Origin of the sequence: Streptomyces sp. CC208A (assembly GCF_030010625.1) — a bacterium.
Classification (GTDB): domain Bacteria; phylum Actinomycetota; class Actinomycetes; order Streptomycetales; family Streptomycetaceae; genus Streptomyces.
The window spans coordinates 90,735-104,625 of sequence record NZ_JASCXN010000025.1; the positions used below are offsets into that span (position 1 = coordinate 90,735).

12 protein-coding genes are annotated in these 13,891 nt (G+C 71.9%); 9 read left to right on the forward strand and 3 right to left on the reverse strand.

What is annotated here, in order from left to right:
- The first annotated feature begins 16 nt into the window (after positions 1–16).
- Genes QK442_RS24865 through QK442_RS24875 form a run of 3 tightly spaced genes read left to right on the forward strand, consistent with a single transcriptional unit; the run spans position 17 to position 4,037 of the window.
- Positions 17–1,942, forward strand: coding sequence for a biotin carboxylase N-terminal domain-containing protein (locus tag QK442_RS24865; RefSeq protein WP_282696313.1), 1,926 nt, complete (start codon positions 17–19; stop codon positions 1,940–1,942).
- Entirely contained in the window at positions 1,939–2,868 is a 930-nt protein-coding gene (locus QK442_RS24870) for a hydroxymethylglutaryl-CoA lyase (RefSeq protein ID WP_282696271.1), read from the forward strand. Before QK442_RS24865 ends, QK442_RS24870 begins: the two co-directional genes overlap by 4 nt.
- 8 nt (positions 2,869–2,876) lie before the next feature.
- Positions 2,877–4,037: an acyl-CoA dehydrogenase family protein gene (locus QK442_RS24875; RefSeq protein WP_282696272.1), complete on the forward strand. Its 1,161-nt coding sequence runs from the start codon at positions 2,877–2,879 to the stop codon at positions 4,035–4,037.
- 77 nt (positions 4,038–4,114) lie between these two features.
- Here QK442_RS24875 and QK442_RS24880 read toward each other — a convergent pair whose 3' ends face one another.
- The gene (locus QK442_RS24880) at positions 4,115–5,674 is read right to left on the reverse strand and encodes a hypothetical protein (RefSeq protein WP_282696273.1); all 1,560 of its coding nucleotides are present in this window, start codon (positions 5,672–5,674) and stop codon (positions 4,115–4,117) included.
- A gap of 222 nt (positions 5,675–5,896) precedes the next feature.
- Between QK442_RS24880 and QK442_RS24885 the strand changes: the two genes are divergently transcribed.
- The 6 genes from QK442_RS24885 to QK442_RS24910 all read left to right on the forward strand — a co-directional run bounded on the left by QK442_RS24885 (position 5,897) and on the right by QK442_RS24910 (position 12,977).
- Positions 5,897–6,955: an ABC transporter substrate-binding protein gene (locus QK442_RS24885; protein WP_282696274.1), complete on the forward strand. Its 1,059-nt coding sequence runs from the start codon at positions 5,897–5,899 to the stop codon at positions 6,953–6,955.
- A gap of 4 nt (positions 6,956–6,959) precedes the next feature.
- The gene (locus tag QK442_RS24890; RefSeq protein WP_282696275.1) at positions 6,960–7,823 is read left to right on the forward strand and encodes a siderophore-interacting protein; all 864 of its coding nucleotides are present in this window, start codon (positions 6,960–6,962) and stop codon (positions 7,821–7,823) included.
- Positions 7,824–7,956: 133 nt separating this feature from the next.
- On the forward strand, positions 7,957–9,396 hold the full coding sequence (locus tag QK442_RS24895; RefSeq protein WP_282696276.1) for an aspartate aminotransferase family protein: 1,440 nt from the start codon (positions 7,957–7,959) through the stop codon (positions 9,394–9,396).
- Complete coding sequence (locus QK442_RS24900) at positions 9,383–10,666, forward strand: SidA/IucD/PvdA family monooxygenase (protein ID WP_282696277.1); 1,284 nt, start codon at positions 9,383–9,385, stop codon at positions 10,664–10,666. The genes QK442_RS24895 and QK442_RS24900 overlap by 14 nt, the downstream gene beginning before the upstream one ends.
- A complete protein-coding gene (locus tag QK442_RS24905; RefSeq protein WP_282696278.1) occupies positions 10,663–11,193 on the forward strand; it encodes a GNAT family N-acetyltransferase in 531 nt (176 codons plus the stop codon). Before QK442_RS24900 ends, QK442_RS24905 begins: the two co-directional genes overlap by 4 nt.
- Positions 11,190–12,977, forward strand: coding sequence for an IucA/IucC family siderophore biosynthesis protein (locus QK442_RS24910; RefSeq protein WP_282696279.1), 1,788 nt, complete (start codon positions 11,190–11,192; stop codon positions 12,975–12,977). The genes QK442_RS24905 and QK442_RS24910 overlap by 4 nt, the downstream gene beginning before the upstream one ends.
- A 209-nt stretch (positions 12,978–13,186) precedes the next feature.
- On the opposite strand, the gene QK442_RS24915 is transcribed toward QK442_RS24910, so the two are convergent.
- Together QK442_RS24915 and QK442_RS24920 are read right to left on the reverse strand one after the other, a co-directional pair.
- The gene (locus tag QK442_RS24915) at positions 13,187–13,408 is read right to left on the reverse strand and encodes a hypothetical protein (RefSeq protein ID WP_282696280.1); all 222 of its coding nucleotides are present in this window, start codon (positions 13,406–13,408) and stop codon (positions 13,187–13,189) included.
- Complete coding sequence (locus QK442_RS24920; protein WP_282696281.1) at positions 13,405–13,836, reverse strand: hypothetical protein; 432 nt, start codon at positions 13,834–13,836, stop codon at positions 13,405–13,407. The genes QK442_RS24915 and QK442_RS24920 overlap by 4 nt, the downstream gene beginning before the upstream one ends.
- Positions 13,837–13,891 lie beyond the last annotated feature (55 nt).

The following is a 13,891-nucleotide window of genomic DNA, read 5'->3' on the forward strand; positions in this document are numbered from 1 at the left end:
CCTGACGATGCAGCAGATGTTCGACACCGTCCTGGTCGCCAACCGGGGCGAGATCGCGGTCCGGGTCATCCGGACCCTGCGGGCGCTCGGCGTCCGCTCGGTGGCGGTGTACAGCGACGCGGACGCCGACGCCCGGCACGTGCGGGAGGCGGACACGGCGGTACGGATCGGGCCCGCGCCGGCCTCGGAGTCGTACCTCTCCGTCCCCGCCCTCCTGGACGCGGCCCACCGCACCGGCGCCCAGGCCGTCCACCCTGGCTACGGCTTCCTCGCGGAGAACGCGGCCTTCGCGCGCGCCTGCGCCGAGGCGGGGCTCGTCTTCATCGGGCCGTCCGCCGAGGCGATCGCCCTGATGGGCGACAAGATCCGGGCGAAGGAGACCGTGAAGGCGGCGGGCGTGCCCGTCGTCCCTGGCGACGCCGACCCCCGGGTGGCCGAGGCCGCGCGGGAGATGGGCGCTCCGGTCCTCCTCAAGCCCAGCGCGGGCGGCGGCGGCAAGGGCATGCGTCTGGTGCGGGACCTGGCGGTCCTGGACGAGGAGATCGCGGCGGCCCGCCGGGAGGCGCGCGCCTCCTTCGGGGACGACACGCTGCTCGTGGAGCGGTGGATCGACCGGCCCCGGCACATCGAGATCCAGGTCCTGGCCGACGCCCACGGGAACGTGGTGCACCTGGGCGAGCGCGAGTGCTCGCTCCAGCGCCGCCACCAGAAGATCATCGAGGAGGCGCCGAGCGTCCTCCTCGACGAGGCGACCCGGGCGGCGATGGGCGCGGCGGCCGTGGAGGCGGCCCGGTCCTGCGGCTATGTCGGCGCGGGCACGGTCGAGTTCATCGTGCCGGGCGGCGACCCGTCGGCGTACTACTTCATGGAGATGAACACCCGTCTCCAGGTCGAGCACCCGGTGACCGAACTGATCACCGGCCTGGACCTGGTGGAGTGGCAGCTGCGGGTCGCGGCCGGCGAGCCGCTCTCCTTCGGTCAGGACGACGTCCGGCTCGACGGCTGGGCGGTCGAGGCGCGGATCTGCGCGGAGGACCCCTCCCGCGGCTTCCTGCCGTCCGGCGGCACGGTGCTCGCCCTGAACGAGCCGAGCGGTGACGGCGTACGGACGGACTCGGGCCTGCTCGAAGGCAGCGAGGTCTCCTCCCTCTACGACCCGATGCTGTCGAAGGTCATCGTCCACGCGGCCGACCGCCCCACGGCCCTGCGGAAGCTCCGCGCGGCCCTCGCCGACCTGGTCACCCTCGGCGTCCCCACCAACGCGGGCTTCCTGCGCCGTCTGTTGGCCCACCCGGACGTGGTCTCCGGGGCCATGGACACGGGCCTGGTGGAGCGGGACGCGGAGTCCCTGGTCGACGCGACGGTCCCGGACGAGGTGTACGCGGCGGCGGCCGCCGTGCGCCGGGCGGAGCTGGCGCCCCGGCCGCGGGACGGCTGGACGGATCCGTTCGACGTGCCGAGCGGCTTCCGCCTCGGCGGTGCGCCGAAGCCGCTCGCCTTCCCGCTGCGGGTGGCGGGGCTCGAACCCGTCACGGTCGAGGCCCCCGCCGGGGGGCGGGTCACGGACACCGGTGTGACCGTGACGGTGGACGGGGTCACCCACCGCTTCCACCGCGCCGGCGACTGGCTGGGCCGGGACGGCCACTCCTGGCACGTCATGGACCACGACCCCGTCGCCGCCGCCCTGTCCGGCGCCCGGCACGGCGGCGCCGACACGCTCGCCGCGCCGATGCCCGGCACCGTCACCGTCGTGAAGGTGGCGGTCGGGGACGAGGTGGAGGCCGGGCAGAGCCTGCTGGTGGTCGAGGCGATGAAGATGGAGCACGTCATCTCCGCCCCGCACGCCGGCACCGTCACCGAGCTGGACGTCACGCCCGGCACGACCGTCGCCATGGACCAGGTCCTGGCCGTGGTGACGCCCCGCGAGGAGGCCACGGAATGACGCTGCCCATGACCGTCCCTGATCCGTCCCTGCCCTCCCGGGTGCGGATCCACGAGGTGGGGCCCCGGGACGGGCTGCAGAACGAGAAGACGGCCGTCCCGACCGCGGTGAAGGCGGAGTTCATCCGCCGGCTCGCCGCCGCCGGGCTCTCCACCGTCGAGGCGACCAGCTTCGTGCACCCCAGGTGGGTGCCCCAACTGGCCGACGCCGAGGAGCTGTTCCCCCTCGTCAAGGACCTGCCGGTACGTCTGCCGGTCCTGGTGCCGAACGAGCGGGGGCTCGACCGGGCGCTCGCGCTCGGCGCCCGCGAGGTCGCCGTCTTCGCCTCCGCCACCGAGTCCTTCGCGAAGGCCAACCTCAACCGGACCGTCGACGAGGCGCTCGCCATGTTCGAGCCGGTCGTCGTCCGGGCCGTAGAGGCGGGTCTGAAGGTCCGCGGCTATCTGTCGATGTGCTTCGGCGACCCGTGGGAGGGCGCCGTCCCCGTCGAGCAGGTCGTCCGCGTCACCAAGGCCCTCGCCGACATGGGCTGCGACGAGCTGAGCCTCGGCGACACCATCGGCGTCGCCACCCCCGGCCACGTCGGCGCGCTCCTGGACGGCCTCGACGCGGCCGGGGTGCCGGTCTCCCGGATCGCCGTGCACTTCCACGACACCTACGGGCAGGCGCTCTCCAACACGCTGGCCGCGCTGCGGCACGGCGTGACCGTCGTGGACGCCTCCGCGGGCGGCCTCGGCGGCTGCCCCTACGCCAAGTCCGCCACCGGCAACCTCGCCACCGAGGACCTGGTGTGGATGCTCGACGGCCTCGGCATCGAGACCGGGGTCGACCTGGCCGCCCTCACCGCCACGAGCGGATGGATGGCCGAACAACTGGGCCGCCCGAGCCCGTCTCGTACCGTCCGTGCCCTCTCCCACAAGGAGTGACGAAAGACATGTCCCTCGACCACCGGCTCTCCGAAGAGCACGAGGAACTCCGCCGCACCGTCGAGGAGTTCGCGCACGACGTCGTCGCGCCGAAGATCGGCGACTACTACGAGCGGCACGAGTTCCCGTACGAGATCGTCGCCGAGATGGGCCGCATGGGCCTGTTCGGCCTGCCGTTCCCCGAGGAGTACGGGGGCATGGGCGGCGACTACCTGGCCCTCGGCATCGCCCTGGAGGAGCTGGCCCGGGTCGACTCCTCCGTGGCCATCACCCTGGAGGCGGGCGTCTCGCTCGGCGCCATGCCGGTCTACCGCTTCGGCACCGAGGAGCAGAAGCGCGAGTGGCTGCCGAAGCTCTGCTCCGGCGAGATGCTCGGCGCCTTCGGCCTGACCGAGCCGGGCGCCGGCTCGGACGCGGGCGGCACCCGCACGACGGCCGTCCGCGACGGCGACCACTGGGTCATCAACGGCTCGAAGTGCTTCATCACCAACTCCGGTACGGACATCACGGGTCTGGTGACGGTCACGGCGGTCACCGGCCGCAAGCCCGACGGCCGTCCGCTGATCTCCTCGATCATCGTCCCCTCCGGTACGCCGGGCTTCACGGTCGCCGCCCCGTACTCGAAGGTCGGCTGGAACGCCTCGGACACCCGCGAGCTCTCCTTCGACGACGTGCGCGTCCCGGTGGAGAACCTGCTGGGTGAGGAGGGCCGCGGCTACGCGCAGTTCCTGCGGATCCTCGACGAGGGCCGCGTCGCGATCGCGGCCCTGGCGACGGGCCTCGCGCAGGGCTGTGTCGACGAGTCGGTCAAGTACGCGAAGGAACGTCACGCCTTCGGCTCGCCGATCGGCACGTACCAGGCGATCCAGTTCAAGATCGCGGACATGGAGACGCGGGCCCACATGGCCCGCATCGGCTGGCGCGACGCCGCCTCGCGGCTCGTGCTCGGCGAGCCGTTCAAGAAGGAGGCCGCGGTGGCGAAGCTGTACTCCTCCACCGTGGCCGTCGACAACGCCCGCGACGCCACCCAGATCCACGGCGGCTACGGCTTCATGAACGAGTACCCGGTGGCCCGCATGTGGCGCGACTCGAAGATCCTGGAGATCGGCGAGGGCACCAGCGAGGTCCAGCGGATGCTGATCGCCCGGGAGTTGGGCCTCCCGGCCTGAGCCCTCCCACCGGCTCCGCGCGCCCGCCGCACCGAACGTGTGCGGCGGGCGCGCCGCGTTCGTGGTCCGCCTGGATGTCAGCCGGCGCTCGGGGAGACGTACGCGTCGAGAAGGGGCCAGCCGGGGGCGGACGGGAGGCGGGTGGCGGGCCAGGTGGCGGCGTAGGAGGGCGGGGCTTTGCCGGCGTGGACGACGACGGTGAGGGGCCGGTGGCGGGCGGCCTCGGCGAGGCCGGCCTCGGTGATGCTGCCGTCGTGGCCGCGCGGCTGGCGGGAGGAGCAGCCCGTGTAGTAGCCGATCGGCACGTACTCGCGGCCGGTCACCGTGCAGGGCGGGCGGACGCCGAGGCCGTGCAGGGCGGCGGCGATGCCGGTGAACTGGACGCGTACGGAACGGCTGTAGCCGACGGTCCGGTCCAGGACGGCGTACTGCACGGCGAGATGGGCGAGGAAGCCGGCGGCCAGCAGCCCCGCGACCAGCGGGCGGCGGGCCGGGCGCACGGCGCCGGCCAGGGCGAGGACGCACTCGGCGGCGGGCACGGCGAGCAGGGCGTAGGCGGGCAGCAGGAAGCGGGGGGCCGCGTAGCCGATCGTGAAGAGGTACGGGAACGCCAGCGAGGCGGCGGTGACGGTGGCGAGGACGGCGGGGGCGCCCCGGCCCGCCCGGACGGCGGCGGCCAGGCCGCCGAGCACCGCGAGCGGCAGCACGAACCACCACAGCGCCGTCAGCGGGTTCTCCCAGGGCACCTCGCACGGCCGGCACAGGGTGCGGCCGGCGAGCGCCCGCACGTGGTCGTCGACGGAGAAGTACCAGCCCATGGTGCCCTGGATCTCCCCGGCGCGGTGCAGCCGGGCGGCGAGGCCGCCGTAGGAGGTGTACGCCTCCACCACCCAGGGCACGGCGCCGAGCACAAGCCCGGCGACGGCCGCGGCCGGCACGGCGGGGCGGCGCCAGGCGGGGACGAGGAGCGCGGCGGCGACGAGCGGCAGCGTGAGCCAGAGGCCGTCGGCCGGGCGGAGGAGAGTCACGGCGGCGACGGCGGCGCCCAGGCCGGGGAGTGCCCGGCGGCCCCGCCGGCCCTGGGCGTCCCACCGGTCCCGGGCCGCGCGAACAGTGGCCGCCCGGGTGGCGGTCGCGCGCAGGAAGCAGCCGACGGCCACCAGCGCCCCGAACGCGCACCACAAGTTGGGCATCACACGCGGCCCGTAGAAGAGGGTGACCCACAGCCCCGCGAAGAGGGTGCCCGCGACGGCGAGCAGGCGGGTGGGCAGGATCGGCCGCCACACCCACAGCGCGCCGAGGAGCGCGGCGCCGGAGAGCAGGGCGAGGTAGAGGCGGAGGGCGCCGGTGGAGGCGGTGAACGCGGCGACGGGGGCGACGAGATAGGTGATGCCGCGGGCGCGGGGCGCGCTGAAGTAGGCGGGCGGGGCGTTGCCGCCGACCTGGCTGACGTACACCGCCTCGTCCCAGCCGAGTCCGGTTCCCGGTACGGCCAGGGCCAGTTGGGCGAGGACGAAGGCCACGGCGACGGCGACCAGGAGCCGCGGCCCGCTCGCGGACCGGGGGTCGCTCGGGGGCCACAGGCCGCTCGGGCGCCACGGGGACCGCGGTCGGGCTCTCGCTTCGGGGGGCGTCATCCCGTCAACCCTGCGGCGGGGGGCGGGGGCGGGCGGGGCGGCGCGCCGCTCGGCGGGCGCCCGGCACCCCGTCAGGAGTAGCGCGAGGGCGCCGGAGCCGGCCGGAGTAGCCCGCGTCACACCGCGGAGACGAGACCGGCACTGTCGAGCGGAGCAAGGTTAGGCTAACCTACCCTCGACTTGCCCAGGCCGACCCCGGCACGTACCGAAAGCGACTTCGCCATGCCCAGCAACGTCCGAGCCACCTCCCTCACCCGCCGCGGCATCCTCGCCGCGGGCGGCGCCCTCGGGCTCGGCGCCGTGCTCGCCGCCTGCGGCGACGGCGACGGCGGCAAAAAGGGGTCCGAGCCGTCCGGCTCCGCCTCCGCCAAGTCCGGCTCCTGGGAGTTCAAGGACGACCGCGGCCAGACCGTGAAGGCCAAGGCGACACCGAAGAACATCGTCGCCTTCACCGGCACGGCCGCCGCCCTCAAGGACTTCGGCGTCGAGGTCACCGGCGTCTTCGGCCCGACCTACGTCGAGGACCCGAAGACCAAGGAGCGCAAGCCCGACGTCCAGGCCGGCGACCTCGACATCACCAAGGTGAAGGTCATCGGCAACGTCTGGGGCGAGTTCAACATCGAGGAGTACCTCAAGCTCCAGCCCGAGGTCCTCATCACCGACATGTGGGAGAAGGACGCCCTCTGGTACGTGCCGGAGGAGCAGAAGGAGAAGATCCTCAAGATCGCCCCGAGCGTCGCCCTGTGGGCCGCCGGCACGTCGATGCCGTCCGTCCTCCAGCGCCACGCCGACCTGGCCGCCTCCCTCGGCGCCGACGTGCAGAGCGAGCAGGTGAAGAAGGACAAGGCCCGCTTCGAGGCCGCCGCCGAGCGCCTGCGCAAGGTCGCCCAGGGCAAGAAGGACATCAAGGTCCTCATCGGCTCCGGCGCCCCGGACACCTTCTACGTCTCCACCCCGGTCCGTCCGACCGACACGCTCTTCTTCCAGGAGCTCGGCATCAACCTCGTCGTCCCGACCAAGCTGGACCCGTCCGGCTGGTTCGAGCTCCTCAGCTGGGAGAACGTCGACAAGTACAAGGCCGACGTCATCCTGCTCGACAACCGCACCGGCACCCTCCAGCCCGAGCAGCTGAAGGCCAAGCCGACCTGGGCCGCGCTGCCCGCCGTCAAGGCCGGCCAGGTCTTCCCGCGCGTGACGGAGCCGGTCTACTCCTACGCCAAGTGCGCCCCGCTCCTGGAGGACCTGGCGACCGCCCTGGAGAACGCGAAGAAGGTGGCCTGACCCGATGACGCACGCCGAGACCGCCCCGTTCCAGTTCTTCTCCCTCCAGGTCGACCGGACGCGGCGGCTCGGCCCGTCGCTGGTCCGCGTCACCTTCACGGGAGCCGACGGCGAGGAGCTCAAGGGCTTCGCCGCCGGGGGCCGCGACCAGTCGCTGTCCCTGTTCCTGCCGCACCCCGGCCAGGACGCCCCCGTCCTGCCGCCGCTGGACAACCCGGACATGTACGCGATCCTCGGCGCCTGGCGGGCCATGCCCGACGACGTCAGGGCCGTGATGCGCTCGTACACCGTCCGCGAGCAGCGCACCGAGCCGACCCATGAGGTCGACATCGACTTCGCCGTCCACGAGGACGGCGGCCCGGCCTGCCGCTGGGCGCAGCGCGCGAAGCCCGGCGACCGGGTGGTCGTGCTCGGCCCGGCGGTCGCCGACAACACCGGGGTGCGCTTCCGGCTGCCGGAGGACGCCGACTCGGTGCTGATCTGGGCGGACGAGACGGCGCTGCCCGCCGCCTCCGCGATCCTGGAGTGGCTGCCGGCCGAGACCCGCGCCCGGGTCTTCCTCGAAGTGCCGTACTCCGGCGACCGGACGGAGCTCGCGACGGAGGCGGACGCCACCGTCACCTGGCTGGTGCGGGAGGAGGGCGCGCCGTCGGCCCTGGAGGCGATCGCGGGCGCGGAGCTGCCCGGGGAGTCGCCGTACGTGTGGATCGCGGGCGAGTCCGGCGCGGTGAAGGCGCTGCGGCGGCACTTCGTACGCGAACGCGGGCTCGACCGGCGCCGGGTGACGTTCGTGGGCTACTGGCGCAAGGGCCTGTCGGAGGACGCCCTGCGCGAGGTGCCGGACGAGACGGCACAGGACGACGCATAGCCGAATATTCACCCCATGGCCCCTCAATCCGCCCGGATTGGGGGGCCATTGCCGTTTGAAATTAGGTTAGGCTAACCTTACTTAAGCACCAACGGTTGCGTGTTCCGCGTCCCCGTCCCGGAAGGGCCCCCACATGCGTTCGCACCTGCTAAACGACACCACGGCGGAGAGCTACCGGCGCTCCGTCACCGAAGGAGTCGAGCGGGTGGCGAGGAAACTCGCCACGACGCGCGGCCCGTTCACGGGTGTCACCCCCGCCGAACTGGCGCCCGTGATCGACGCCGTGGACCTCGACCGCCCCCTCGGGGACGCCTCCGCCGCCCTCGACGAGCTGGAGGACGTCTACCTCCGCGACGCGGTCTACTTCCACCACCCTCGCTACCTGGGCCACCTCAACTGCCCGGTCGTCATCCCCGCCGTCCTCGGTGAGGCCGTCCTCTCGGCGGTCAACTCCTCCCTCGACACCTGGGACCAGTCCGCCGGCGGCACCCTCATCGAGCGCAAGCTCATCGCCTGGACCGCCGCCCGCATCGGCCTCGGCCCCCTCGCCGACGGCGTCTTCACCAGCGGCGGCACCCAGTCCAACCTCCAGGCGCTGCTCCTCGCCCGCGAGGAGTCCGGCACCGCCGACCTGTCGAAACTGCGCATCTTCTCCTCCGAGTGCAGCCACTTCTCCGTCCAGAAGTCGGCCACCCTCCTCGGCCTCGGCCGCGACGCGGTCATCTCGATCCCGGTCGACCGCAACAAGCGGATGCAGTCCGTCGTCCTCGCCGCCGAGCTGGAGACCTGCCGCGCCGAGGGCCTGATCCCGATGGCGATCGTCGCCACCGCCGGCACCACCGACTTCGGCTCCATCGACCCGCTGCCCGAGATCGCCGCCCTCGCCGAGGAGTACGGCGCCTGGATGCACGTCGACGCCGCCTACGGCTGCGGCCTGCTCGCCTCCCTCAAGCGCCGCCACCTCCTCGACGGCATCGAGCGCGCCGACTCGGTCACCGTGGACTACCACAAGTCCTTCTTCCAGCCGGTCAGTTCGTCCGCCGTCCTGGTCCGCGACGGCTCGGCCCTGCGCCACGCCACGTACCACGCCGACTACCTCAACCCCCGGCGCACGGTGGCCGAGCAGATCCCCAACCAGGTGGACAAGTCGCTCCAGACCACCCGCCGCTTCGACGCCCTCAAACTGTGGATGACCCTGCGCGTCATGGGCGCCGACGGCATCGGCGAACTCTTCGACGAGGTCTGCGACCTGGCCGCCGCCGGGTACGAGCTGCTCGCCGCCGACCCGCGCTACGACGTGGTCGTCGAGCCGCAGCTGTCCACCCTCGTCTACCGCTACGTCCCCGAGGCCGTGACCTCGCCCGCCGAGATCGACCGCGCCAACCTCTACGCCCGCAAGGCGCTCTTCGCCTCCGGCGAGGCCGTCGTCGCCGGCACCAAGGTCGACGGCCGCCAGTACCTCAAGTTCACCCTGCTCAACCCCGAGACCACGGTGTCCGACATCGCCGCCGTCCTCGATCTGATCGCCGGCCACGCCGAGCAGTACCTGGGAGAGAACCTTGTCCACGCCTGAGATCACTGAGATCCACGACTTCATCGGGATCGGTCTCGGTCCGTTCAATCTCGGACTGGCCTGCCTGACCGAGCCCATCGCCGAACTGAACGGCCTCTTCCTGGAGTCCAAGCCGGACTTCGAGTGGCACTCCGGGATGTTCCTCGACGGCGCCCACCTCCAGACGCCGTTCATGTCGGACCTGGTGACGCTCGCCGACCCGACCTCGCCGTACTCCTTCCTCAACTACCTGAAGGAGAAGGGCCGGCTGTACTCGTTCTACATCCGCGAGAACTTCTACCCGCTGCGCGCCGAGTACGACGACTACTGCCGCTGGGCCGCCGCCCAGGTCTCCTCGATCCGCTTCTCGACCACCGTCGCCTCCGTCGCGTACGACGAGGCCCGCGAGGTGTACGTGGTCGCCACCGAGGCCGGAGAAACGTTCCTGGCCCGCCGGATCGTCCTCGGCACCGGCACCCCGCCGTACCTCCCCGAGCCCTGCCGGGAGCTCGGCGGCGACCTGGTCCACACCTCGCGCTACATGCCGAACAAGGAAGCCCTCCAGCGCAAGAAGTCGATCACGATCGTCGGCAGCGGCCAGTCCGCCGCCGAGATCTACTACGACCTCCTGTCGGAGATCGACGTCCACGGCTACAAGCTCAACTGGGTGACCCGCTCCCCGCGCTTCTTCCCCCTTGAGTACACCAAGCTCACCCTGGAGATGACCTCCCCCGAGTACGTGGACTACTTCCACACGCTCCCCGAGGAGACCCGCTACCGCCTGGAGTCCCAGCAGAAGGGCCTCTTCAAGGGCATCAACGGCGACCTCATCGACTCCATCTTCGACCTGCTCTACCAGAAGAACTTCGCCGGCCCGGTCCCCACCCGCCTCCTCACCAACTCCGCGCTGCACACCGCCTCGTACGACGAGGCAAGCGGCACGTACACCCTCGGCTTCCGCCAGGAGGAGCAGGAGAAGGAGTACGAGATCGAGACCGAGGGCCTGGTCCTCGCCACCGGCTACAAGTACACGGCCCCCGCCTTCCTGGAGCCGCTCCGCGACCGGCTGCGCTTCGACGGGCAGGGCCGCTTCGACGTCGCCCGCAACTACGCGGTCGACACCACGGGCCGCGAGGTCTTCCTCCAGAACGCCGGCGTCCACACCCACTCGATCACCTCGCCGGACCTGGGCATGGGCCCGTACCGCAACGCGTACATCATCCGGGAGATGCTGGGCTCCGAGTACTACCCCGTAGAGAAGACCATCGCTTTCCAGGAGTTCGCGGTATGACCGTCCAGATCCGTCCCCTCGACCCGCTGAAGGACGCGGAGCTGATCCACCCCTGGGTCACCCACCCCAAGGCCGCCTTCTGGATGATGCAGGACGCGAAGCTCCAGGACGTGGAGCGCGCCTACATGGAGATCGCCGCCCACCCGCACCACGACGCCTTCATCGGCCTCGTGGACGGCGAGCCCGCCTTCCTCATGGAGCGGTACGACCCCGCTCACGTCGAGCTGGTCGGCCTCTACGAGCCGCAGCCGGGCGACGTCGGCATGCACTTCCTGGTCGCCCCCACCGACACCCCGGTCCACGGCTTCACCCGCAAGGTGATCACCGCCGTGATGGCGGAGCTGTTCGCCGACCCGGCGACCGCCCGCGTGGTCGTCGAGCCCGACGTCCGCAACAAGGCCGTGCACGCGCTCAACGAGGCCGTCGGCTTCGTGCCGGAGCGCGAGATCCAGAAGCCGGAGAAGAAGGCCCTGCTGAGCTTCTGCACCCGCGCCCAGTTCGAGACCGCCGTCGGAGCGACGATATGAGCCTTCCGGACGCCACCGACCCCGTGGCCCACCTCACCCCCGAGCGCTGGGCCGCCGCCAACCGCGCGCTGATCCGCAAGGCCCTCGCCGAGTTCGCCCACGAGCGGCTGCTCAACCCGCAGGAGCTGGGCGAGTCCCGCTACCGGGTGCTCAGCGACGACGGCGCGACCGAGTACCGCTTCACGGCGGACCGCTTCGCCCTCGACCACTGGCAGGTCTACCCCGAGTCGATCAGCCGCCACCGGGGAGACGAACAACTCCCTCTGGACGCCCTCCAGTTCATCACGGAGCTGCGCGGCGCGCTGGGCCTGAGCGACGAGATCCTCCCGGTCTACCTGGAGGAGATCTCCTCCACCCTGGCCGGCACCGCCTACAAGTCGACGAAGCCGCCGGTGGCCGCCGCCGAGCTGGCCCAGGCCGGCTTCCAGGCGATCGAGACCGGCATGACCGAGGGCCACCCCTGCTTCGTCGCCAACAACGGCCGCCTCGGCTTCGGCGTCGACGAATACCGCGCCTACGCCCCCGAGGCCGCGGCCCCGATCCACCTGATCTGGCTGGCCGCCCGCCGCGACCGCGCCACCTTCACGGCCGGCGCGGACGTGGAGTACGAGACCTTCATCCGCGCGGAGCTGGGCGACGCGGCGGTGGACGGTTTCGCCGCGATCCTCGCGGAACGGGGCCTGGACCTGGCCGACTACCTCCTCATGCCGGCCCACCCCTGGCAGTGGTGGAACAAGCTGTCGGTGACCTTCGCCGCCGAGGTGGCCCAGCAGCGCCTGGTGTACCTGGGCGAGGGCGAGGACGCCTACCTGGCACAGCAGTCGATCCGCACCTTCTTCAACACCACCGACCCCGCCAAGCACTACGTGAAGACGGCCCTGTCGGTCCTCAACATGGGCTTCATGCGCGGCCTCTCGGCGGCGTACATGGAGGCCACCCCGGCGATCAACGACTGGCTGCACACCCTGATCGAGGCGGACCCGACCCTCCAGGCGGCCCGCTTCTCGATCATCCGCGAGCGCGCGGCGGTCGGCTACCGCCACCTGGAGTACGAAGCGGCGACGGACCGCTACTCCCCCTACCGCAAGATGCTGGCGGCCCTGTGGCGCGAGTCCCCGGTCCCGCGCCTGGCGGAGGGCGAACGCCTGGCGACGATGGCGTCCCTGCTGCACGTGGACCACGCGGGCGCGTCCTTCGCGGGAGCCCTGATCAAGAACTCGGGCCTGACCCCTGAGACATGGCTCCGGAAATACCTGGACGCCTACCTCCTCCCGGTCTTGCACAGCTTCTACGCCTACGACCTGGCGTACATGCCGCACGGCGAGAACGTGATCCTGGTCCTCGACGCCTCGGGCGCGGTGGACCGGGCGATCTTCAAGGACATCGCCGAGGAGATCGTCGTCATGGACCCGGCCGCGGTCCTCCCCCCGGCGGTGGAACGCATCCGCGCCGAGGTCCCCGAGGACATGAAGCTCCTCTCGGTCTTCACGGACGTCTTCGACTGCTTCTTCCGCTTCCTCTCCGCGACGCTGGCGGCGGAGGGTGTGGTGGACGAGGACACCTTCTGGCGGACGGTGGCCGAGTCGGTGAAGGTCTACCAGGCCTCGAAGCCGGAACTGTCCGACCGCTTCGCGCAGTACGACATGTTCACGGAGACCTTCGCCCTCTCCGCCCTCAACCGCCTCCAGCTCCGCAACAACAAGCAGATGGTCGACCTGGCGGACCCCTCGGCGGCCCTCCAGCTGGTGGGCGACCTGACGAACCCGATCGCGCGGTTCGCCTGACGGGCACACCCCCGAGACCGGTGCGGGCCCCGGCGGAGTACGGTCCTCCGCCGGGGCCCGCATCCATGCCGCCCCGTAGGGGCAGGAGCCCTCTTCCTGGCCGCGGCCCGGCGCCTCGCCACTGTCCGGGCTCCTTTCTCCGTTCCCCTCACCGAGGGATGGAGCCCTGAGGCATCGCCCGGGGAGGGACACACGGAGTCGTTCGCAGGTCACCCGCTGACCAGGGCGACGTACTCGACGGTGACGGCGAACGTCCCGTGACCGGTCGCGACCGCGTGCGCCAGGCACGCGACGTTCGCGGCCTGCGGGTCGGCCGTGGGCCGCGTCTCCCACACGCACGCCCCGTCCAGGCAGGAGGCCGTGACGGTCGTCTCCCCCTGCGGGTGCGGGCCGATCCGGTGGGCGACGGCCACGTCCGGCAGCGCCGTCACGGCGCCTCGATCCGCATCTTCGGCGGGTCGTGCGGGTGGTTGCGTACCTCCACCACACAGTCCACGGCGGCGGATTCGTCGTGCAGAGGCCCCGTGCCCATGTACAGGTCGAACCAGCGCACCAGATACGCGCACAGCGTGCAGTCCGGCACCGGCTCGGGCCGGGGCCGGAGCTCGTGATCGGCGGAGAGGACCATCGCCGGCGGCACGGGCGTCGTGAGGACGTGGATGCTCGCCCGCTCCCCCTCGGTCGGCTCCCGCAGCGCCTCGGGCGACGCGGCCCACTCGGCACCGCCGCCCGGCGGAGTCAGGTGGACGCGCCCACCGGCGTGGCGCGAGACCCGCCCGAGCCGGGTCCTTCCGCCACTGGTGTCGGCCACGTAGGCGCCGACGGCGGGGAAGGGTGGGGGAACACTGCACGCAGGCATGACCACTCCTCTCTGTAGCTGTTCCACTACCAGGGGTCGTCAGCGTGGCGTAGAG

Coding starts and splice junctions, on each gene's coding strand:
- QK442_RS24865 (WP_282696313.1), top strand. CDS start 17: ATGTTCGACACCGTCCTGGTCGCCAACCGGGGCGAGATCGCGGTCCGG.
- QK442_RS24870 (WP_282696271.1), top strand. CDS start 1,939: ATGACGCTGCCCATGACCGTCCCTGATCCGTCCCTGCCCTCCCGGGTG.
- QK442_RS24875 (WP_282696272.1), top strand. CDS start 2,877: ATGTCCCTCGACCACCGGCTCTCCGAAGAGCACGAGGAACTCCGCCGC.
- QK442_RS24880 (WP_282696273.1), bottom strand. CDS start 5,674: ATGACGCCCCCCGAAGCGAGAGCCCGACCGCGGTCCCCGTGGCGCCCG.
- QK442_RS24885 (WP_282696274.1), top strand. CDS start 5,897: ATGCCCAGCAACGTCCGAGCCACCTCCCTCACCCGCCGCGGCATCCTC.
- QK442_RS24890 (WP_282696275.1), top strand. CDS start 6,960: ATGACGCACGCCGAGACCGCCCCGTTCCAGTTCTTCTCCCTCCAGGTC.
- QK442_RS24895 (WP_282696276.1), top strand. CDS start 7,957: ATGCGTTCGCACCTGCTAAACGACACCACGGCGGAGAGCTACCGGCGC.
- QK442_RS24905 (WP_282696278.1), top strand. CDS start 10,663: ATGACCGTCCAGATCCGTCCCCTCGACCCGCTGAAGGACGCGGAGCTG.
- QK442_RS24910 (WP_282696279.1), top strand. CDS start 11,190: ATGAGCCTTCCGGACGCCACCGACCCCGTGGCCCACCTCACCCCCGAG.
- QK442_RS24920 (WP_282696281.1), bottom strand. CDS start 13,836: ATGCCTGCGTGCAGTGTTCCCCCACCCTTCCCCGCCGTCGGCGCCTAC.